This is a genomic window from Pseudomonas sp. Z003-0.4C(8344-21) (genome assembly GCF_900104975.1).
GTDB classification, from domain to species: domain Bacteria; phylum Pseudomonadota; class Gammaproteobacteria; order Pseudomonadales; family Pseudomonadaceae; genus Aquipseudomonas; species Aquipseudomonas granadensis.
The window spans coordinates 1334292-1354928 of the sequence record NZ_LT629756.1; the positions used below are offsets into that span (position 1 = coordinate 1334292).

Here is a 20637-nt window from a genome sequence, read left to right on the forward strand (position 1 = left end):
GCGTCCATTTAAATCAATCCACGCTGAACCAGTGCCTGGTGGGCCAGAAGCACGTCTTCTGCCAGGAGCACATCAGTCATGTCGGAGGTTTTTACGGACAACTCGGCGTGGTGGATGCATACCGTTGGTCCGACGATCATTTTCGGGCAGTCGATGCCATTGAGCAGCTTCTGCAACTGCCCAAGGTTCATGGCTTTGCTGGAATACAGCAGTACGCCACGGGCCTGCAGGTGTTCCACCGCCAGTGCCAGTTCGGCGGCGGGCAGCGGCCAGTCGAACACTTGCACCGGACAATCGGCACTGCTGACCAGCCAGGCGCATAGCCACAGATGCGGTTCCAGTGGCAGGTCGGAATGGTTGATCAACAACAGCGGCGCGCCGTGGAACTGGCGGTTGTTATGGTAGATGCGCGTGCCGAATTTGCTGCGCAGCCAGGAATAAAAGAACACCCGTTCCATCTGTGCGCCGAACTGGCCCTGCCAGCGCTGCTCCAGTTCTGTCAGCAGCGGCATCAGCAGTTGCTCGCACAGGGTGCGCGGCGGGTACAACGCCATGGCCTGATTGATGCTGTCGTCGAGCAAGCGCTCGTTGAGTTGGGTGACGGCCGTCATCAGCGTCTGGTGTAGTTGCTGCCAGTCGTTCTCTACCGTTTCGCTGAACGCCTGTGGCGTGTCGAGCAACGGCTTGACCTGACTGACCGCGACGCCGCGGTTGAGCCAGGTGAGAATTGCCAGAATGCGCTGCACATGTTCAGCCGAATACAGGCGATGGCCCTTGGGCGTGCGCTGCGGCACGACCAGCCCGTAGCGACGCTCCCAGGCGCGCAGAGTGATCGCGTTGACGCCGGTCTGCCGCGCCACTTCACGGATTGGCAGCCAGCCCTCGTCGAGGGCCTTTTTGAAGTCGGCGCCGAGATCTTCCTGGGCGCTGCTGTCGGTTTTATCGTTCATTAGATAGCGTTTCGCAGACTGAGGTTTTCCGGGTGCGGTTGCAGGTAAACCTGCTGCGCAATGTACGGATCCGGATGGAGGCGAAAGTGATGCTTGAGCAGGGTCAGCGGCACCACCAGCGGCACGATGCCCTGGCGGTACTGGCCAATGACGTGCTGCATTTCTTTTTTGTCTTCGGCGCTCAGCGATTGTTTCAAATAACCGCTGATGTGCAGCAAGACATTGCAGTGGGTGCCACGGGTCGCGCATTTCTTCAGGGCGGCCATCAGCTCGCTGAAGTAGCGCGGGCCGAGTTCGGCCGGATCGCTGTCGGCCATGCTGCCCAGCAGTTTGCCGAGGGCTTTGTATTGCAGCGGGTTGTGCGCCATCAGCAGGTATTTGTAGCGCGAGTGGAATTCGGTCAGGACACGACGGCTCAGGCCTTGTGCAAGCACTTGTTGCCAGGCGCTGTAGGCGAGTACCCGGGTGATGAAGTTTTCGCGCAGCACCGGGTCGTTCAGGCGTCCGGCTTCTTCCACAGGCAGGTCAGGGTGCTCGGCGCAGAAAGCCTGGGCGTAAATGCCGCGACCGCCGCCGTTCACCGGGGCGCCATTGGCGTGGTAGACCTTGACTCGCTCGAGGCCGCAGGACGGTGATTGCTGCATGAAGATGTAGCCGCAGAGGTCGTTGAGTTCGGCGGCCATCTGTTTGCCATATTCAGCCAGTGGGGCGGTGACGTTGATCGCCGGGTTTACGGTGCCGACGGCTTGTGGCTGTTCGGGGTCGCCGACCAGGCGGATCGGTTCGCGGGGGATGCCCATGCCGATGGCGACTTCGGGGCACAGCGGGGTGAAGTCGAAGTATTCGGTGAGGGTGCGGCTGCACAGGCGCGATTCCTTGTGTCCGCCGTTGTAGCGCACTTCGGCGCCGAGCAGGCAGGCGCTGATGGCGATTTTTGGCTTGGACGTGGGGGTAGCGGACATGGGCACCTCGCGATCTATACCTGTACAGTGGGTTTTGTCTGTACAACTTTTTGTCAGCATAGATGGGTTGGTGTACAAGTCAAATAGTTTGTACAAGATTTATGGGTTGGAGGGTGGTTGTGGTTTTTCTTTGGGAGTGAGCTTGCGCGCGAAGGCGTCTCTTTGGGTACATATCCGTTGCTGCGGTAACGGCCACTTAAGGTTCCGCCCTTACGGCGGGTCACCTTTTTCAAACGCCAAAAAGGTAACCCAAAAGGCTTGCTCCTGCGTTCGGCCCTCGCAAGCTCGGGTCCCTTCGCTCCGGGATCGATCCGGGCGCAGCGGCTACGGTTTGCTTCGCTGCACCTCCTTCCGCTGTGTACGACTTCGTCGTACGGTCGCTGCGCTCCCACGCCCGGATCAATCCCTCCGCTCAGCCTTCCGACGTCGCCGGTGACGCAAGATCAAAAGCACGCGAGCTAACGCTCATTGTTGAGTGGTTAGAAGCGGGTGGTTGGCTTGGGATTTGTTTTGGATTCGCCCCTCACCCCAGCCCTCTCCCGAGGGAGAGGGAGCCGATTTGTGGGCCGTTCAGAATCTGCATTCGACTCGGTACCTGAGGCGGGCGTACCTCAGCCAAACACCACGATCTGTTCCCTCTCCCTCCGGGAGAGGGCTAGGGTGAGGGTTGGCTTTTGGCTGTGTCCGTGAAAGTGGCTACCAGGCTAATTTGCAGGACGAGCGGGTTATCGTCCATCGCCAGCAAGCTGGCTCTCACAGGATTATTTCCAGCCCAGAATCCACTGCTCGGCATTCTTCAGCACTCGCCATTCCATCCGCTCACTGCGTTTGGTCAGCACGGCCTGCATTTCGATTTCCAGTACGGTGCCTTCTTCGTCGCGGAACAGTTCGGTGACGAGGAAGTGTTTTTCGCGGTGTTGTGGCTGGGCTGCTGTCCATTTCGACAGCAGCAGTTTGCTGGGGTTGAGGCGGTTCATTGCAAGTGCTCGTGCAGGCGGCGTGCGGCTTCCTGGCCGCTGAGCCAGGCGCCTTCGACGCGCCCGGACAGGCACCAGTCGCCGCAGGCGTAGAGGCCCAGGTCGGCGTCGGCGAGGGTGCCCCATTCGTGGCCGGTGGCGGGGCGGGCGTAGAGCCAGCGGTGGGCGAGGCTGAAGGTGGGGGCGGGCATGGCGCTGTGCAGGAGTTCGGCGAAGGCGCCATGCAGATGTTCGATCACCGCTTCCTTGGACAGGTCGATGTGTTGCCGGCTCCAGGCGCTGGTGGCGTGCAGCACCCAGGTATCGAGGGTGGTGTCGCGTCCGGGTTTATTGCGGTTGCGGGCCAGCCAGTCGAGCGGGCTGTCCTGCACGAAGCAGCCTTCGATCGGTGTGTCCAATGGGGTTTCGAAGGCCAGGGCGACGGCCCAGGTCGGGTCCATTTTGACCCCGGCGGCGGCCGCGGCGAGTTTCGGTGCGGCGGCGAGCAGGGCGGTGGCTTGCGGCGCTGGTGTGGCGATGACGACGTGGCTGAACGGGCCGTGGGTAAAGCCCTCGGCGTCCTGTAAATGCCAGTGTTGTTCGCCACGAAACACTTCGGTGATGCGGCAGGCGAACTGCACGTTCAGGCCGTCGAGCAGGCCACGGGTGATGGCGCTCATGCGGGGAGCGCCGACCCAGCGGGTCTGCTCGTCCGGGGACATGTTCAGTTGCCCGCCCTGATACGAATAGAGCTGTGGCGCCCATTCGGCGACCCAGCCCTGGCTTTGCCAGCGCTGTACTTCGGTGACGAAGCGGCGGTCGCGGGCGGTGAAGTATTGGGCGCCGAGGTCCAGCGAACCGGCGTCGCTGCGTTTGCTCGACATGCGCCCGCCGCTGCCGCGGCTTTTGTCGAAGAGTTGCACGGTGTGCCCGGCCTCTGTCAGAGCCTGGGCGGCGGAGAGTCCGGCGATGCCGGTGCCGATGATTGCGATAGGTACAGTCATAGGGGCCTCGTTTACCTTTCTGTACAGACTACGCCGTCGATGAAACCTGTACAATTATGTTTTTTGGTATAACTTCTGCCATTCTCGTTTCGTTAGCTTGGCCTATGGTTAAACAATAGAGCCCGCCCGATGGAAAAGATCCCTGCTTATAAAAATAGACTAGTGATCCGGGTTAAATGCCACGCGAGGAAGATGTCATGCACATATTGCTGACCGGCGGTACTGGTTTGATCGGACGTCAGCTCTGCCGTCATTGGCTGGAGCAGGGCCATCGCCTGACGGTGTGGAGTCGCAAGCCCGAAACGGTGGCGAAGATCTGTGGCGCGTCGGTGCGTGGCATCGCCCTTCTGGAAGACCTCGGCGAGGAGCCGCTCGACGCGATCGTCAATCTGGCTGGCGCGCCGATTGCCGATCGGCCCTGGACGCACCGGCGCAAGGCGTTGCTGTGGAGCAGCCGGATCAAGCTCACCGAGACCCTGTTGACCTGGCTCGAAACGCGCACGCAAAAACCGGCCTTGCTGATTTCCGGCTCGGCCATCGGCTGGTACGGCGACGGTGGCGAGCGCGAGTTGACCGAAGAGTCACCGCCGGTGATCGACGATTTTGCCAGTCAGTTGTGCATCGCCTGGGAAGAGACGGCCTTGCGTGCGGAGAACCTGGGTATGCGCGTGGTGCTGGTGCGAACCGGTCTGGTGCTGTCGGCCGAGGGCGGCTTTTTGTCGCGCCTGCTGTTGCCGTTCAAGCTGTGTCTGGGCGGGCCGTTGGGCAACGGGCGGCAGTGGATGCCGTGGATTCATATCAACGACCAAATCGCCCTGATTGATTTTCTTCTGCACCGCGAGCAGGCCAGTGGTCCTTATAATGCCTGCGCGCCGAAACCGGTGCGCAATCGCGAATTTGCGCAGACGCTGGGCAGCGTGTTGCACCGCCCGGCGTTCATGCCGATGCCGACGCTGGCGCTGAAAGTCGGCCTCGGTGAGATGTCATTGTTGTTGCTCGGCGGCCAACGGGCCATGCCGGTACGCTTGCTGGAAGCGGGTTTCACTTTCCAGTTCACGGATTTACGCGCGGCTCTGGACGATCTCTCCAGCCGCCTCTGAAATAGGACGTTGCATGACCGATCACGCCTTGCTTCTGGTCAACCTGGGTTCCCCGGCCTCGACCTCGGTGGCCGATGTGCGCCGCTACCTCAATCAATTTCTGATGGACCCGTACGTCATCGACCTGCCCTGGCCGGTGCGGCGTCTGCTGGTGTCGCTGATCCTGATCAAGCGCCCGGAGCAATCGGCGCATGCCTATGCCTCGATCTGGTGGGAGGAAGGGTCGCCGCTGGTGGTGCTCAGCCAGCGTCTGCAACAGCAGATGACCCAGACCTGGAAGCATGGCCCGGTCGACCTGGCGATGCGTTATGGCGAGCCGTCGATCGAAACCTGCCTGCTGCGTCTGGTGAAGGCCGGGCACAAGAAGATCACCCTGGCGCCGCTGTATCCGCAGTTCGCCGACAGCACCACCACCACGGTGATCGAAGAAGCCCGACGCGTTTTGCGCGAGCACAAGCTCGATGTGCAGCTGTCGATCCTGCAGCCGTTTTACGACCAGCCGGAATACATCGATGCGCTGGTAGCCAGCGCTCGCCCGCATTTGCAGCAGGATTTCGACCACTTGCTGCTGAGCTTCCACGGCTTGCCGGAGCGGCATCTGACCAAGCTCGATCCGAGCGGCAATCATTGCTTGAAAGGCGCCGATTGCTGCCAGACCGCGTCGCCGGCGGTGCTGGCGACCTGTTATCGCGCGCAGTGCTTCCGTACCGCCGCCGAGTTCGCCAAAAGCATGGGGCTGGCGGACGGCAAGTGGTCGGTGTCGTTTCAGTCGCGCCTGGGGCGAGCAAAGTGGATCGAGCCGTACACCGAAGCGCGGCTGGACGAGCTGGCAAAAAGCGGCGTGAAAAAGATTCTGGTGATGTGCCCGGCATTCGTCGCTGACTGCATCGAGACGCTGGAAGAAATCGGCGATCGCGGCAAGGAGCAGTTCCGCGAAGCGGGGGGCGAGGAGCTGGTGCTGGTGCCCTGCCTGAATGATGACCCGCAATGGGCCAAGGCCTTGGCAACGCTCTGCGAACGCGCGCCGCTGGCCCTCTAAAAGCATCGCCAGCAGGCTGGCTCCCACACTGGATCTGCTGTGTTCACAAAAACTGTGGCATCAGAGATCAAATGTGGGAGCCAGCCTCCTGCTGGCGATAGCGGTGTGTCAGGCGCTGCAGATCTGTAGGTTTAGATCAGCGGTTCATCCGCCTTCTTCTGCTTCCAGCCATCATTACCCGGCAGGATCAGGTTCAGCGCAATCGCCACCACCGCGCACAGCGCGATGCCTTTGAGGCCGAAGTCATCCGGACCGGTGCCGGTGCCGACCAGCACACCGCCAATACCGAACACCAGCGTCACCGAGACGATCACCAGATTGCGCGCTTCGCCCAGGTCGATCTTGTGGCGGATCAAGGTGTTCATCCCCACCGCCGCGATCGAGCCGAACAACAGGCACAGAATCCCGCCCATCACCGGCACCGGAATGCTTTGCAGCAGCGCGCCGAACTTGCCGATGAACGCCAGGGTGATGGCGAAGATCGCCGCCCAGGTCATGATTTTCGGGTTGTAGTTCTTGGTCAGCATCACCGCGCCGGTCACTTCGGCATAGGTGGTATTCGGCGGACCGCCAAACAGGCCGGCGGCGGTGGTGGCGATGCCGTCACCGAGCAGGGTGCGATGCAGGCCAGGCTTCTTCAGATAATCGCGACCGGTCACGCTGCCGACCGCAATCACCCCGCCGATGTGCTCAATCGCCGGCGCCAGGGCCACCGGAACGATGAACAGGATCGCCTGCCAGTTAAACTCCGGCGCGGTGAAGTGCGGCAGGGCGAACCAGGGCGCCGCTGCAATCTTCGCGGTGTCGACCACGCCGAAATAGAACGACATGGCAAAACCCACCAGTACCCCGGAAATGATCGGCACCAGACGAAAGATGCCTTTGCCGAACACCGCCACGATCAACGTGGTCAGCAGGGCCGGCATCGAAATCAGCATGGCGGTCTGGTAGGGAATCAATTCAGAACCATCGCCAGCCTTGCCCATCGCCATGTTCGCGGCAATCGGCGCCATTGCCAGGCCGATCGAGATGATCACCGGACCGATCACCACCGGCGGCAGCAGGCGGTCAATGAACCCGGTGCCTTTGATCTTCACGGCCAGGCCGAGGAAGGTGTAGACGAAACCGGCCGCCATCACCCCGCCCATGGTCGCGGCGAGGCCGAACTGGCCCTTGGCGAGAATGATCGGGGTAATGAAGGCGAAGCTCGACGCCAGAAACACCGGCACCTGACGCCCGGTGACGATCTGGAACAGGATCGTGCCCAGACCGGCGGTAAACAGTGCCACGTTCGGGTCCAGGCCCGTGATCAGCGGCATCAGCACCAGCGCGCCGAACGCCACGAACAGCATCTGCGCGCCGGACAGCACCGTGCGCCAGAGCGGATCGTTGAACTCTTGTTGCATGCTTACGCGTCCTTCTGCTTGGTGCCGAAAATCTTGTCACCGGCGTCGCCAAGCCCAGGAATGATGTAGCCATGCTCGTTCAAGCGTTCATCGATGGACGCGGTGTAGATGGTCACGTCCGGGTGCGCCTTTTCGACGGCGGCGATGCCTTCTGGCGCGGCGACCAGGACCATGGCGCGAATGTCGCGGCAACCGGCTTTTTTCAGCAGGTCGATGGTCGCGACCATGGAACTGCCGGTGGCGAGCATCGGGTCAATGATCATCGCCAGACGTTCGTCGATTTCCGGCACCAGTTTTTCCAGATAGGTGTGCGCTTGCAGGGTTTCTTCGTTGCGGGCAACACCGACAGCCGAAACCTTGGCACCCGGAATCAGGCTGAGCACGCCTTCGAGCATGCCGATGCCGGCGCGCAGGATCGGCACGACGGTGATTTTCTTGCCGGCGATCTTTTCCACCGACACGGTGCCGCACCAGCCGGCGATATCGTAGGATTCAAGCGGCAAATCTTTTGTAGCTTCATAGGTCAACAGGGCGCCGACTTCCTGAGCGAGCTCACGGAAATTCTTGGTGCTGATGTCAGCGCGGCGCATCAGGCCGAGTTTATGGCGGATCAGCGGATGGCGGATCTCGAGAATGGGCATGGAAAAACTCCGGCGGCGGGCAAAAAAACCGGCCTAGATTAATCTATCCGAGGGTGATGTCCTATAGGACATACAGTACGTTAGTCCATAAAGGCTTGATTCAGCCGTTGGGGATGCGTACCTTTGCCCGCTTTTCCGAATCCGAAGCCCCCCTGGAGAGCGCCATGTCCGCTGATCTCGAGCATATCCGTCAAGTCATGCGAGAGGCTGACTGCCTGTACACCGAAGCTGAAGTCGAAGCGGCCATCGCCCGTGTCGGTGCACAAATCAACGAACAACTGGCGGACACCAACCCGGTGGTGTTCTGCGTGATGAACGGCGGCCTGATTTTCTCCGGCAAACTGCTGACGCATCTGCAGTTCCCGCTGGAAGCGTCCTACCTGCACGCCACCCGTTATCGCAATGAAACCAGCGGCGGCGACCTGTTCTGGAAAGCCAAGCCGGAAGTCTCGTTCATTGACCGCGACGTGCTGATCATCGACGACATCCTCGACGAAGGTCACACCCTGGGCGCGATCATCGACTTCTGCAAACACGCCGGCGCGCGCAAAGTGCACACCGCCGTGCTGATCGACAAGGACCACGACCGCAAGGCGCGTCCTGACCTGAAAGCCGATTTCGTCGGCCTGCCGTGCATCGACCGCTACATCTTCGGTTACGGCATGGACTACAAGGGTTACTGGCGCAACGCCAACGGGATCTACGCCGTCAAGGGCATGTAAGCCCCACGCACAACCCATTGTAGGAGTGAGCCTGCTCGCGATAGCGGTCTGTCAGCCACATTGATGTTGGCTGACACGACGCTATCGCGAGCAGGCCCACTCCTACAGTTGTTTTTGTGTGTGCTGATCCATCCGCGATACCCATGCTAGAGTGCTCGGCCCCGCCCCTCGGAGCCTGTCATGCGCCTCTTGTTCCGCAGCCTTGCCGCGCTGTTGCTGTCCTTCAGCCTGCCGTTGTCGGCCGCACCGATGCACAGTCAATTCCTGCCGCCCGACGATCTGACCGTGCGCGACGCCGAGCCCGAGCAGCAGCAATTGATGCAGGTCAGCGAGTATTCCGTAGTAGTTGGCGCGCAACGCCAATCCAACCAGCAGCCGATTCCGGTCACCTCGTCGTTGTTGATCCGCCTCAAAGGCAAGTCGCTGAACAAGGGGGCGACGATCAATCAGGTATTGGTGAGTTTTGACGGCGAAAGTAAAAGCCTGAAAAAACCGGCCTACGACGACAAGAGCAAAACCCTGACGCTGTTTTATCCGCTCGCCCAGTACCGTGTGGTGATGGATTTGCTGCGCAACGACACCGTGTATGTGCAGTTCCTCAATTACGCCAATGGCCATATCTGGGCGGATTTGCACACCGGTGCGGTGCGATCGCGTTGAGCAGGGCGGCCAGGCAGGGGTAAACTGCCCGCCCCGTGTCATGATGTCTGCGAGCTGGAGTCGGCAATGCGTAAAGATAAGAAACAAGTGATTGGTGACGAGATCGGCGATGAGCAGATCAAGCTGTTCCTCGATTTTGAGCCCGTCGACGCCACTTCGCCGTCGCTGCACAAACTGATCAAGGCGTATCGCGGTCTGCGTGTTGACGACTTCGAGCGCTTTCTGGGCTTCTTCGTCGCGGCCGGTTACGACGTTGATGGCAAGGACGAGCAGGGCAAGACCTTCGTCGAGCTGATCGCCGATCAGCGCAATGCCGCCGACTACATCGAGTTGATCGACAAGGCTCGCGGCTGAGGCATTCAATTCAATTGCCAAGGCGAAAAAAACGCCCCGCACTCATTGAGTACGGGGCGTTTTTTATGCCGCGAGATCAAGCGTAGCTTGGCGTCTCGCTGTTTTCTTCTACCAGTTCCAGCGCGATGTTGTTCTGCGTGTTGATCTTGCGATACAGCGCAGCATCGGTTTCCAGGACCTTCTCACGGGCCGGGAAGATCTCGGCCAGTTTGCCGGCCCATTCGCCTTTGGCTTTGTCCGCGAAGCACTTCTCGATCAGTTCCAGCATGATCGAAACGGTCACCGACGCGCCTGGCGAAGCGCCGAGCAGGGCGGCGAGGGAGCCGTCCTTCGCAGCAACCAACTCGGTACCGAATTGCAGGATGCCGCCCTTTTTCGGGTCTTTCTTGATGATCTGCACCCGTTGGCCGGCCACTTCCAGGCGCCAGTCTTCGGCTTTCGCCTGCGGGTAGAAACGGCGCAGGGAATCCAGGCGCTGCTCCATCGATTGCATCACTTCGCTGACCAGGTACTTGGTCAGGTCCATGTTGTTTTTCGCCACGGCCAGCATCGGCCCGATGTTGCCGGCGCGCACCGACAGCGGCAGGTCCATGAAGGAACCGTGCTTGAGGAATTTGGTGGTGAAACCGGCGTATGGCCCGAACAGCAGGGATTTCTTGCCGTCGACGACACGGGTGTCGAGGTGTGGCACTGACATCGGTGGCGAACCCACAGCCGCCTGGCTGTAGACCTTGGCCTGATGCTGCTTGACCACTTCCGGGTTGTCGCAACGCAGCCACTGGCCGCTGATCGGGAAGCCGCCGAAGCCTTTGCTTTCTTCGATGCCCGAGGCCTGCAGCAATGGCAGCGCCGCGCCGCCAGCACCGAGGAAGACGAACTTGGCGTCGACTTCGCGGGTGTTGCCGTTGTTGACGTCCTTGATGCTGACGGTCCAGCCGTTGCCGTTACGCTTCAGGCCGGTGACGCGCTTGCAGTATTTGACCTGGGTGTCCGGGGCGCTGGTCAGGTGCTTGAGCAACTGATTGGTCAGGGCGCCGAAGTTGACGTCGGTGCCGTTCATCACGCGGGTCGCGGCGAGGACTTCGTCCGGCGAACGGCCCGGCATCATCAGCGGCATCCACTCGGCCATCTTGCCTTTGTCTTCGGTGTATTCCATGTCGGCAAAGGCGTGGTGCTTGCTCAGCACGTTGAAGCGTTCCTTGAGGAACGACACACCGCTGTCGCCCTGAACGAAGCTCAGGTGCGGCACCGGGCTGATGAAGGATTTGCACGAGCCGAAGGTGCCTTTCTTGGTCAGGTACGACCAGAACTGTTTCGACACCTCGAACTGGGTGTTGATGTGCACGGCTTTCTTGATGTCGACGCTGCCATCGGCAGCCTGCGGCGTGTAGTTGAGCTCACACAGACCCGCGTGGCCGGTACCGGCGTTGTTCCAGGGGTTGGAACTCTCGGCGGCACCGGAATCCATCAGCTCGACGACTTCCAGCTTGATCGCGGGGTCGAGCTCTTTGAGCAGTACGGCCAGGGTGGCGCTCATGATGCCGGCCCCTACCAGAACTACGTCGACTGCTTCGTTATGCGCCATTTAACGCGTCTCCAAAATCTGCAGCACCAAATTGTCGGCATGGCTGCCAGGCGTTCCGGGACAGGTCAGTGGTGTCCGGGCTATCCGTGGTCAGGTTCGCCATGTCCGAATCTTCGCAATTTTTCGCAACTTCGACGGATGCGTGCGGCCTGGCTTCAAGGGTTCCATGAACTCATTTCTGCGCAAGGCTGGCAATTCGACTTATGGTCGAGACATCCGTTTTGTGCAACCAAATCCGTAGCGGACAGGCTTCAGGCTCCGGTATTCGAGGTATACCCGGTCCTGTGTCGTTGGGCTGTTTCAGACGCTAATGGTGCATGTTCAGACGCAAAACTATTCATTTGCTCGCCACACTCTTGTGAAGTTGTGAAAACCCGTTTTTTTCACGCTCTTTTGAAGACGTGAACCTCAAAAAAGGGCTGCCTTGGCCTGGCACCTGCCCGCAAGGGCAAAACAACGCGGTGGCCGAGCGTCATGACAGCTCTGCAGATTCGCGAAAAGCGGGTTTTTGCCGGAAGAACAGGCAAGCGCGCCAACTTCACTCGATCTGTGTGGGCGGCTCTCTGTGGGCGATTTTTGGTGTCGATGCATGTGCATTGACGCTGTTGCGGGGCCCGATCAGGAGACGTCCTTATAATCGGGGGGAGATTGTAGCGAAGAAATGCGCGCAGTTGCTCGTGTTTAATGACTTTTATTAGCCATCCGGTCAGATGCTCAACATCGCCTGAACCCGTGTGCGAGGCTGCGACGCTATGACGCGGGCGCTGGCCGGCAGTGGCTGGTGCAACCAGTTGAGGCGGATTTCTTCGATTTCCACCCAACCGTCGCCCATCGGTTGCAGGCTGCACTGCTTGAAGGCCTGGCAGTGGCCGTTGCGGTCGAGCAGTGCAAAGCAGCGGTGCAGCGGACGCGGGGCGAACAACGAGATCAGATAACGCATGGCTGAGTACCTTGTTGGGGACTGAGGTGAAGCTTGGCCTCGGGCCGTGACGTCGTGGTGTATGGACGGTGAAGAATCTGTGACAGGAACCGCTTTCGACGGGGTTTGTCAGACATTTCAGTATTCACTGTATGGCGCTGGTTACCCGCAGTGGCCCACCGCTATACTGCCGGCCTGTTTGTGCCTGATTCTGGAGAGAAAGCATGTTGCAACGCCTGTTGTTCGGTTTGATCACTGTGGCCGGTTTGACCCTGGCCGGCTGCGCCCACAGCCCGCAACAACTGAATCCGGAGCCGAAGCTGACCACGCAACTGCCAGCGGTCGGCCGTGGCCAGCCGGTTGTCGTGCGCGTGGTCGACGGTCGTCCGTCGCCAACCCTCGGCACCCGTGGCGGCCTGTACCCGGAAACCAGCGCCATCACTGTGCAGCGCGAACAGATCCTGCCCAAGCTGCAGGCACAGGCTGAGGCCGCCGTGCGTCTGCTCGGCTTCACCCCGACCACCAACGCGCCGAACGCGCCGCAGCTGACGGTGACGCTGGCCGAGCTGAAATATCAGTCGCCGAAGGAAGGTATGTACGTGACCGAAGCGACCATCGGCGCGACCTTCCGCTCCGACGTGCAGAACGCCAACCGCCGCTACAGCGGCCGTTACGGCGCTTCGCTGGACCAGCGCTTCGGCATGGCGCCGAACCAGGAAACCAACACCAAGCTGGTCAGCGATGTGTTGAGCGATGCGTTGACGCGTCTGTTCAAGGATCCGACGGTGGGGCAGGTTCTGGCTGAGTAAGTTTTCACCGGATGTGAAAAAGCCCGGGGCCAGTGATGGTTTCGGGCTTTTTTTGTGGCTCGGACTCAAGATCGATGTGGGCTGGAAGGGCCTCACCCTCACCCCAGCCCTCTCCCGGAGGGAGAGGGAGCCGACCGTGTTGTCTTGCGTCATGCATCGACCTGAAGGATTCTGTCGATTATGGATTCACAGCATGACGGCCAGGTCAGTGAAATTTCAAAGCATCCCCCAATCAGTCCCCTCTCCCTCTGGGAGAGGGCTAGGGTGAGGGGCTTTTAAGCTTTTGACGTTCAGGCAGCCTGCGAATAAAAGTCGAGCACGCTCACTCCAGTCAGCAAATCCGTCTCCGGCAAATCCGCATGCTGATGCCCGCCCAGTGCGCAATACACCAGCCAATGCCGATCCTGCACGTTGAACGCAAGGCTGCCGACCAGACTTTGCTGTTCGTCGTAGGGCGTGATGAGGTACAGGCGATCCTGGTTTTCCGCGTGCAGCATGGTGCAATCCATTGAAGTTTCGAGGCGCGCAGGGTGCAGCATCCACATGACGAAGCCGTGACACAGGACAGCCATCGGTCGTTTGTCAGGTTATTTGTCGCAAAGGCTGGGGCAGGGCGCTCGGGTTTGGGTAGAATCCGCGCCGCGGTCGTCGGTCTGGCGTCTGCCGAACCGGTCTAGATTGAGGTCTGTGATGTCGCTGCACTTGATGACACTGTTTACCGCCCATCCCGCCAAATTGATCAATCTGCTGGCGCTGCTGTTGGCGTTTCCCGGCAGTTGGCTGCTGCACGCCACCCGTCGCCGCGAACAACGCGCGCAGGCCAGCCTCGCCGCCCAGCGTCAGGCGCAGCCGAATGCCGAGCCGCTGCTCGATTGGGCGACCTTGCGCATGAACCGTTTTTTCTATCGTTTCGGTTTTGCCTGCCTGGGCCTGGCCTTGCTGGTGTCGTGGATCAGCACGCGTTTCTGACTCGTTCAGGCATGAAAAACGGCGCCCGCAGGCGCCGTTTTTGTGTATGGCTCACACCGCTTACAACGGCAATCCAGCCTTGACCCGGTACTGATTGCGCACCGGCGTCGCGTATTGCAGCACCAGATACGGGCGATGCTCGGCGGGGCAGGCGTCCAGCCGGCTCTGCCATTCTTCCTGCGCCTTGGCCAGTTCGTCGGCCGGGAACACCTCGGCAGCCTTCGGCACATTCAGTTGCGGATCAGCGTCAGCCCACTGCGCGTACGCCAGGTAATGCACCGGGAACAAGCGGTAACCGCCGAGAATCTGCTTGTCCATCTCGGTCGCCAACTGCTTGGTGTCTTCGAACACATCGGTGATCGGCGCGGCGAAGTTGATGTGCACGCGGCCCTTGTAGCCGGTGATGCCCTTGGCGATGCTCACGTCATCCTCGCCCGGCGCCTTGCAGTAGGTGCCGGTGGTGGCGCGGATGTACAGCTCGCGGGCCTTGGCCTGATCGCAAGGGTCGTATTCATAGCTGATCGACACAGGCGTCACATTGAGCGAGCGAATCACTTCGCCGAACGGCTCGTCCTTGCGGCTCATGTGGAACATCTTGAGGATCGCCGACTCGGTGCGATCGTCGCCGTCCTTCGCCCGACCTTCCGCCTGGGCGATCCAGATCGAGGCGCAATCGTTGCGGATCGAGTGGTTGATGTACGCCGACAGCAACTGATACGCGGCCATTTTCTCGCGTCGACCGGTGATCGAACGATGCACGATGAAGCTCTTGTTCAAGCGCATCAGGTCGCTGACGAAGGGCTTCTGCAGCAGGTTGTCGCCAATCGCGATACGCGGCGTCGGCAGGCCGGCGTGGTACACGGCGTAGTTGACGAAAGCCGGGTCCATGACGATGTCGCGGTGGTTGGCGATGAACAGATAGGCGCTGCCGGACTTGAATTGCTCGACCCCGGTGTAGGTCACGCCGTCGGTAGCACGCTCGATGGTGTGATCGACATAAGACTCGATCTTGTCCTGCAAAGTCGCCACCGAAACCACGTCGGCGAACTCACGACGCAGCCGATGCGCTATAAGAGGTTTGAGCATCCAGCCGAAGGCACCGGCAAAACGCGGGAAGCGGAAGTGGGTGAGGATATCTAGAAACGCCTTGTCGCCGAGCAGTCTTGCCAGTACCACAGGTACTTCGCTGTCGTCGTAAGGTCGGATGGCATCGAATTCGCCCATCATGCTCTCTTGTTGGAAACGGCTAGGGTAAGTAAAGGGTTTGATCGAAAACCCGCGGGGCACGGTCTGAAAAAATAGCCAGACACCAATAGCCCTGCCAATAGACCGGCGATTATACGCACAAGTCACTTGGGAGACCGCGATGCTGGAAACCGCTGAGTATGAATGTCCGTATTGTGGGGAAGTAGTCGAGACTTCGGTGGATCTGTCCGGTGGCGATCAGACGTATATCGAGGATTGTCAGGTGTGTTGCCGACCGATCACCTTTGTTTTGCAGGTCCATGGTGAGGAATGGCACCTGGAAGTCTTCAGCGAAAACGAATGAGAGGCGCCCATGCAGCGAATCTACGAACCGGCCAGTCTGATGGAAGGCGAAATGCTCAAGGGCATGCTTGCCAGCGAAGGCATCGAGGCGCACCTGATCGGCCGCGAGCTGATCACCGCGTACAATGCCGCGCTGCCGCTGCCCGGCGATGAACCGGAGAGCTATCCCGGTACGCTGGTCTGTTAGGCTGGCGTCGGTTTTATTGAAGAGTCGTGTTGCCTCATGTGTGGACGTTATGCCCTGTTTCGCTGGAACCGCGACTTCGCGGCCCTGCCAGGTTTTCCCGCCGATCAGCAGGCGCAGTGGAACATTTCCCCCAATGATTCAGTGCTGATGCTGCGCGCCGGTGCAGGCGGTGAGCGCACGCTGGCCCGCGCGCGTTGGGGGCTGACACCGCCGTGGCTGACCGACCTGTCGAAAACGCCTGCCCACGCCCGCGCGGAAACCGTGGCCGAGCAACCGATGTTCCGCGAAGCGTTGCGCTTGCGTCGTTGCCTGTTGCCCGCCAATGGTTTTTACGAATGGCGCGGGACTCAGCGCAAGCGTCCGTTCTGGCTGACGCCGGGGGAGGGCTCGTCGCTGTGTTTTGCGGCGATCTGGGAGGCGTATCCGGTGCAGGAACAGGTCTGGCTGAGTACCGCCGTCATTACCCAGCCGGCGGCCAGTCAGCGCCGACCGTTGATACTCGATGAGGCGGGGCAGGCGGCGTGGCTTGATCCGGAAACACCGCTGCATGTGTTGCAGGGCTTGCTGGCCAGTGAGCCGGCGGCGCTGCGCGAGCGGGTGCTGGCGAATCTGGTGAATGATCCGAAGTTGAATGGGCCGGAGTGTTTGACCCCGGGCTAAGTCTGTAGATCAAAAGCCCCTCACCCTAACCCTCTCCCGGAGGGAGAGGGGACTGATTGGGGGATATTGAAGAAATACACCGACTTGAACGCTCCGAATTGAATCCAATCGACACGATTTTTCAGGTCGATGTATGACGGGAGACAACTCGGTCAGTCCCCTCTCCCTCTGGGAGAGGGCTAGGGTGAGGGGCTCTTGATCTTCAGACCTTGAACTGATTGATCAACCGCCGCTGCTGCTCCGCCAGTTTGGTCAGTCCGGCACTCGCCGAACTCGATTCATCCGCGCCGCCCGCCACTTCGTTGGCCACCTGACCGATATTGATCACGTTGCGATTGATGTCATCGGCCACCGCACTCTGCTCTTCCGCCGCGCTGGCAATCTGCGTGTTCATGTCGTTGATTACCGACACTGCGTGCGTAATTGTCTCCAGCGCCTCGGCGGCTTTCGCCGCGTGTTGAACGCTTTCGTCGGTGCGGTTCTGGCTGTCTTCCATGACCCGCACCACATCGCGGGTGCCTTGTTGCAGTTGCTGGATCATGCTCTGGATTTCTTCGGTGGCTTTCTGGGTTTTCTGCGCCAGGTTGCGCACTTCGTCCGCCACCACCGCAAAGCCGCGACCTTGTTCGCCAGCGCGCGCCGCTTCGATCGCCGCGTTCAGCGCCAGCAGGTTGGTCTGCTCGGCAATCCCGCGAATCGCCGTGAGAATCGCGTTGATGTTTTCGCTGTCCTTGGCCAGGTTTTGCACCACGTCGACCGCTTTACCGATTTCCTTGGCCAGCACACCGATCGAGTTCGAGGTGTCGCGCACGATCTGCATGCCCTGAGTGGCTGCCTGATCAGCGTGGCTCGCGGCCTGCGCAGCTTGCGTGGCATTGCGCGCCACGTCTTGCGCGGTCGCGGTCATTTCCTGCACCGCTGTCGCCACCTGATCGATCTCGGCCATTTGTTTCTGGATGCCGATGTTGGTGCGAATGGCGATGTCGGCGGTGTGCTCCGAGGAGTCGCTGACGCTCTGCACCGAGGTCACCACTTGGGTGATCATCGCCTGCAATTTGGCCAGGAAGGTGTTGAAGCCCTTGGCGATCGAACCGAGTTCATCGCTGCGGTCACTGCTCAGGCGGCGAGTCAGATCGCCTTCGCCCTGGGCGATGTCATTGAGCATGGCGACCATTTGCTTCAGCGGTCGGGCAATGCCATGGCCGACCAGCCAGATCACCAGCAAGCCGAGGCCGGCGATCAGCAAACCGACCATGGCCATGCCGAAGGTGTCGGACTTGCGCTGGGCATCGAGGTCGGCCTGCAGCGTTTGCAGGTCGGCCATCACCGCGTTGAGCGGCAGTTGCAGCATCAGCGTCCAGCGCGCATCGGTCTGACCGATGCCGAACGGCAGGTACAGCTCGATCCGGCCCTTGTCCTTGTTCACCGAGTAGGTCACTTCGCCGCGCTTGAGGCTGGCCATGTTGGCGGACTGTTCGGCATCGAGAATATCGTTGACCTTCTCGCCGAATTTGCTCGGGTCCTTGGTGTAGGCCACGATCCGACCATTGCCGCCCACCAAAGCCATTTCCCCGGCACCGCTGTAGAGTTTCTGGTTGGCGCCCAGCAGCATTTCCTGAATGAAGTTCACCGACAGGTCCGCACCGACGATGCCCTGGAAAGCGCCGTTGAGCATGATCGGTTCGATAAACGAGGCAAGCATGACGACCTTGTCGCCAACCTTGTACGGCGCCGGATCGATCACGCAGGACTTTTTACTTTCCTTCGAGCACAGGTAGTACTCGCTGGCGCGCACGCCGGTCGACAGGGTTTTCTGATCGTCGACGTCGACCAGTTTGTCGAGGCCGAGGGTGCCGTCCTCGTTGCGGAACCACCACGGCAGAAAGCGCCCGTTGCTCGCATCGATACCGACCACGCTAGTGCCGACATACGCCGCGTCATTGTGATCGAGAGCATTCTTTTCCCAGCCGATGTACGTGCCGAGAATCTTCGGGTTCTTTTCGACGTTTTCTTTGATCAGACTGATCAGTTGCTCGCGGCTGACGCTCAGGCGCGGCTGGCCATCGGCGCCTGGCGTGCCCAGCAGGGCGTTGACGCGCACCAGCCCGCCGGCAATCAGCAGCGGCGCTTCGAGCTCGCGCTGGATCTGGCTGACCTGGGTTTGCGCCAGCGCGGTCAGGCGCTGTTCGATGACCTGCTCGAACTGGGCCTGGGTGCGTTGTTGCACCATCGCCTGGGTGCGCGCGCCGACAAACAATGCATACAGCACCAGCGCAGCGACCACGCTGAGAACGATGGCGCCGGCCAGGGCGGCGACGGAAAACTGGATCGACTTGAACTTCATGGGAGCTCCGCAGGCAGGAGAATATCTGCGAAAGATTTATCGGCGGCGCCGGCGGGGCCATGAGTGGCGCTGGTCGGAATCGGCCCGGGATGTCGCAAACCGGCTGCTGCGTGACGCAGTGGCTGCGCGGCTGGCGGTCGCTCGGTTTTTTTTCGTGACATTACGCTGCGGGAAATGTCTGAAAGTCACTTCAACCTATCCTTTGTATCTGGCATCGATACAATTACCCGCCTAGGATACGCCACAGGTTTTCAGGGAGCTTTTCGATGAACAAGACATTGGTTGTGAGTGCACTGAGCGCAGCGCTGTTGCTGGCCGGTTGTCAGTCGGTCAACACCACCAGCGGCGGCGCCGTCGGGGTGGAGCGCAAGCAGTATATGTTCAGCATGCTGTCGGCACAGGAAGTCGACCAGATGTACGCCCAGTCGTATCAGAAGACTGTCGGCGAGGCATCCAGCAAAGGTGTGCTGGACAAGACCAGCCCCGAGGCCAAGCGGGTGCAGGCGATTGCCAACCGTTTGATCGCCCAGGCACCGAATTTCCGTCCGGATGCGGCGCAGTGGCAGTGGGAAGTCAATCTGATCAAGAGCGACGAACTCAACGCCAACTGCGGTCCCGGCGGCAAGATCATTTTCTACACCGGGCTGATCGACAGCCTGAAACTGACCAACGATGAAATCGCTGCGGTCATGGGCCATGAAATCGCCCACGCCTTGCGCGAGCACGGTCGCGAAGCGATGTCCAAGGCGTATGGCATTGAAATGGCCAAGCAGGGCGCCGGTGCGTTGTTCGGTCTAGGCCAGGACAGCCTGGCCCTGGCCGACACCGTGGCCAACTACGGCATGACCTTGCCCAACAGCCGCGCCAACGAAAACGAAGCCGACCTGATCGGCCTGGAACTCGCCGCCCGCGCCGGCTACAACCCGAATGCCGCAATCACCCTGTGGGACAAGATGAGCAAGGCTTCGGAAGGTTCGCCGCCGGAATTCATGAGCACCCACCCGGCCTCGACCAGCCGGATCGCCGCGTTGCAGGCAGCGATTCCGAAGGTCATGCCACTCTACGAAAAAGCCCCAAAATCCTGATAAAGCAGCGGCAAGCTTCGAGCGGCAAGCTACAAGTCAAAGCAGATTCGCGTGGCTTGCAGCTTACTCTTGAAGCTTGCAGCTGAGAGCTTGTAGCTGCCTCAAACCCATCCACTGCTCTGCATCGCTTTATACACAGCAACAATCGCCAGAATCATGAACGCCGAAGCCGCCAAGCGACGGATCAGGGTCAGTGGCAGTTTGTCCGCTGCAAAATTACCCGCCAATACCACCGGCACGTTGGCAATCAGCATGCCCACGGTGGTGCCGATGATCACCATCCACAATTCCGGATACTGCGCGGCGAGCATCACCGTGGCGATCTGGGTCTTGTCGCCGATTTCGGCGAGGAAGAATGCAATCAGCGTGGTCAGGAACGGGCCGAACTTGCGCGCCGTGCTGGCTTCGTCGTCATCGAGCTTGTCCGGGACCAGCGTCCACAACGCCGTGGCGGCGAAGCTTGCAGCGAGAATCCAGTGCAGAACACTGTCGGAGAAGAAACTGCCGAACCAGGCACCGACCGCACCGGCTGCCGCGTGGTTAGCCAGGGTCGCGGCGACAATCCCGGCAATGATCGGCCAGGGTTTGCGGAAGCGAGCGGCAAGAATCAGCGCGAGCAGTTGCGTCTTGTCGCCGATTTCGGCCAAGGCAACGATTGCGGTGGGAACGAGTAACGAGTCCAGCATCAGGGATTTCCTAAGGGGCGGGTCGACACGGCTATGACACGTACAGCCTTC

The 20637-nt window shown here is 60.5% G+C and carries 23 protein-coding genes and 1 pseudogene; 11 read left to right on the top strand and 13 right to left on the bottom strand.

Going from position 1 to position 20637, the window contains the following annotated elements; genetic code table 11:
- Positions 1 to 8: 8 nt before the first annotated feature.
- From BLU24_RS06265 to BLU24_RS06280, 4 genes are all read right to left on the bottom strand, one after another.
- Entirely contained in the window at positions 9 to 950 is a 942-nt protein-coding gene (locus BLU24_RS06265) for a MerR family transcriptional regulator (protein ID WP_093098398.1), read from the bottom strand.
- Positions 950 to 1912, bottom strand: a complete 963-nt coding sequence (locus BLU24_RS06270; protein ID WP_090286212.1) for a YbgA family protein — start codon at positions 1910 to 1912, stop codon at positions 950 to 952. The genes BLU24_RS06265 and BLU24_RS06270 overlap by 1 nt, the downstream gene beginning before the upstream one ends.
- Before the next feature lie 761 nt (positions 1913 to 2673).
- Positions 2674 to 2889 carry a TIGR02450 family Trp-rich protein gene (locus BLU24_RS06275; protein WP_093098400.1) on the bottom strand — a complete coding sequence of 72 codons (216 nt, stop codon included), beginning with the start codon at positions 2887 to 2889 and terminating at the stop codon, positions 2674 to 2676.
- Complete coding sequence (locus tag BLU24_RS06280; protein ID WP_093098402.1) at positions 2886 to 3872, bottom strand: NAD(P)/FAD-dependent oxidoreductase; 987 nt, start codon at positions 3870 to 3872, stop codon at positions 2886 to 2888. Before BLU24_RS06280 ends, BLU24_RS06275 begins: the two co-directional genes overlap by 4 nt.
- A gap of 197 nt (positions 3873 to 4069) precedes the next feature.
- On the opposite strand from BLU24_RS06280, the gene BLU24_RS06285 reads away from it, so the two are divergent.
- Together BLU24_RS06285 and hemH are read left to right on the top strand one after the other, a co-directional pair.
- Positions 4070 to 4972 (top strand): TIGR01777 family oxidoreductase, encoded by a 903-nt coding sequence (locus BLU24_RS06285; protein ID WP_093098404.1) that lies wholly within the window; start codon positions 4070 to 4072, stop codon positions 4970 to 4972.
- A 13-nt stretch (positions 4973 to 4985) separates the two neighbouring features.
- Positions 4986 to 6011: a ferrochelatase gene (gene hemH, locus BLU24_RS06290; RefSeq protein ID WP_093098406.1), complete on the top strand. Its 1026-nt coding sequence runs from the start codon at positions 4986 to 4988 to the stop codon at positions 6009 to 6011.
- A 131-nt stretch (positions 6012 to 6142) separates the two neighbouring features.
- On the opposite strand, the gene BLU24_RS06295 is transcribed toward hemH, so the two are convergent.
- On the bottom strand, positions 6143 to 7417 hold the full coding sequence (locus BLU24_RS06295; protein ID WP_090286201.1) for a uracil-xanthine permease family protein: 1275 nt from the start codon (positions 7415 to 7417) through the stop codon (positions 6143 to 6145).
- 2 nt (positions 7418 to 7419) lie between these two features.
- The gene (gene upp, locus BLU24_RS06300) at positions 7420 to 8058 is read right to left on the bottom strand and encodes a uracil phosphoribosyltransferase (protein ID WP_090286199.1); all 639 of its coding nucleotides are present in this window, start codon (positions 8056 to 8058) and stop codon (positions 7420 to 7422) included.
- Positions 8059 to 8222: 164 nt separating this feature from the next.
- Here upp and BLU24_RS06305 point away from each other — a divergent pair, with 164 nt between their 5' ends.
- The 3 genes from BLU24_RS06305 to BLU24_RS06315 all read left to right on the top strand — a co-directional run bounded on the left by BLU24_RS06305 (position 8223) and on the right by BLU24_RS06315 (position 9794).
- The gene (locus tag BLU24_RS06305; protein WP_090286198.1) at positions 8223 to 8780 is read left to right on the top strand and encodes a hypoxanthine-guanine phosphoribosyltransferase; all 558 of its coding nucleotides are present in this window, start codon (positions 8223 to 8225) and stop codon (positions 8778 to 8780) included.
- 180 nt (positions 8781 to 8960) lie between these two features.
- Complete coding sequence (locus BLU24_RS06310) at positions 8961 to 9440, top strand: hypothetical protein (protein ID WP_093098408.1); 480 nt, start codon at positions 8961 to 8963, stop codon at positions 9438 to 9440.
- A gap of 66 nt (positions 9441 to 9506) precedes the next feature.
- A complete protein-coding gene (locus tag BLU24_RS06315) occupies positions 9507 to 9794 on the top strand; it encodes a PA4642 family protein (protein WP_093098410.1) in 288 nt (95 codons plus the stop codon).
- 76 nt (positions 9795 to 9870) lie between these two features.
- On the opposite strand, the gene mqo is transcribed toward BLU24_RS06315, so the two are convergent.
- On the bottom strand, positions 9871 to 11379 hold the full coding sequence (gene mqo, locus BLU24_RS06320; RefSeq protein WP_090286193.1) for a malate dehydrogenase (quinone): 1509 nt from the start codon (positions 11377 to 11379) through the stop codon (positions 9871 to 9873).
- Positions 11380 to 12085: 706 nt separating this feature from the next.
- On the bottom strand, positions 12086 to 12319 hold the full coding sequence (locus BLU24_RS06325; RefSeq protein ID WP_090286191.1) for a hypothetical protein: 234 nt from the start codon (positions 12317 to 12319) through the stop codon (positions 12086 to 12088).
- A gap of 203 nt (positions 12320 to 12522) precedes the next feature.
- Between BLU24_RS06325 and BLU24_RS06330 the strand changes: the two genes are divergently transcribed.
- Positions 12523 to 13107: a YajG family lipoprotein gene (locus tag BLU24_RS06330; RefSeq protein ID WP_093098414.1), complete on the top strand. Its 585-nt coding sequence runs from the start codon at positions 12523 to 12525 to the stop codon at positions 13105 to 13107.
- Positions 13108 to 13397: 290 nt separating this feature from the next.
- Here BLU24_RS06330 and BLU24_RS06335 read toward each other — a convergent pair whose 3' ends face one another.
- Positions 13398 to 13604, bottom strand: coding sequence for a hypothetical protein (locus BLU24_RS06335; RefSeq protein WP_008083982.1), 207 nt, complete (start codon positions 13602 to 13604; stop codon positions 13398 to 13400).
- 193 nt (positions 13605 to 13797) lie between these two features.
- Between BLU24_RS06335 and BLU24_RS06340 the strand changes: the two genes are divergently transcribed.
- Positions 13798 to 14076, top strand: a complete 279-nt coding sequence (locus BLU24_RS06340) for a hypothetical protein (RefSeq protein ID WP_090286189.1) — start codon at positions 13798 to 13800, stop codon at positions 14074 to 14076.
- Between the two features lie 60 nt (positions 14077 to 14136).
- On the opposite strand, the gene BLU24_RS06345 is transcribed toward BLU24_RS06340, so the two are convergent.
- Positions 14137 to 15300 (bottom strand): 1-acyl-sn-glycerol-3-phosphate acyltransferase, encoded by a 1164-nt coding sequence (locus BLU24_RS06345; RefSeq protein ID WP_172833242.1) that lies wholly within the window; start codon positions 15298 to 15300, stop codon positions 14137 to 14139.
- Between the two features lie 142 nt (positions 15301 to 15442).
- Between BLU24_RS06345 and BLU24_RS06350 the strand changes: the two genes are divergently transcribed.
- Genes BLU24_RS06350 through BLU24_RS06355 form a run of 3 tightly spaced genes read left to right on the top strand, consistent with a single transcriptional unit; the run spans position 15443 to position 16471 of the window.
- Complete coding sequence (locus tag BLU24_RS06350; protein WP_093098419.1) at positions 15443 to 15625, top strand: CPXCG motif-containing cysteine-rich protein; 183 nt, start codon at positions 15443 to 15445, stop codon at positions 15623 to 15625.
- Positions 15626 to 15634: 9 nt separating this feature from the next.
- The gene (locus tag BLU24_RS27740; RefSeq protein WP_172833243.1) at positions 15635 to 15811 is read left to right on the top strand and encodes a hypothetical protein; all 177 of its coding nucleotides are present in this window, start codon (positions 15635 to 15637) and stop codon (positions 15809 to 15811) included.
- 36 nt (positions 15812 to 15847) lie between these two features.
- Entirely contained in the window at positions 15848 to 16471 is a 624-nt protein-coding gene (locus tag BLU24_RS06355; protein WP_093098421.1) for an SOS response-associated peptidase, read from the top strand.
- 202 nt (positions 16472 to 16673) lie between these two features.
- Here BLU24_RS06355 and BLU24_RS28150 read toward each other — a convergent pair whose 3' ends face one another.
- Positions 16674 to 17516, bottom strand: a complete 843-nt coding sequence (locus BLU24_RS28150) for a methyl-accepting chemotaxis protein (RefSeq protein ID WP_442965780.1) — start codon at positions 17514 to 17516, stop codon at positions 16674 to 16676.
- 60 nt (positions 17517 to 17576) lie between these two features.
- Positions 17577 to 18815: pseudogene (locus BLU24_RS28155) on the bottom strand (methyl-accepting chemotaxis protein); the annotation flags it as partial.
- Positions 18816 to 19081: 266 nt separating this feature from the next.
- Between BLU24_RS28155 and BLU24_RS06365 the strand changes: the two are divergent.
- The gene (locus BLU24_RS06365) at positions 19082 to 19900 is read left to right on the top strand and encodes a M48 family metallopeptidase (protein ID WP_093098426.1); all 819 of its coding nucleotides are present in this window, start codon (positions 19082 to 19084) and stop codon (positions 19898 to 19900) included.
- A 101-nt stretch (positions 19901 to 20001) separates the two neighbouring features.
- On the opposite strand, the gene BLU24_RS06370 is transcribed toward BLU24_RS06365, so the two are convergent.
- Complete coding sequence (locus BLU24_RS06370; protein WP_093098429.1) at positions 20002 to 20586, bottom strand: TMEM165/GDT1 family protein; 585 nt, start codon at positions 20584 to 20586, stop codon at positions 20002 to 20004.
- Positions 20587 to 20637: the final 51 nt, after the last annotated feature.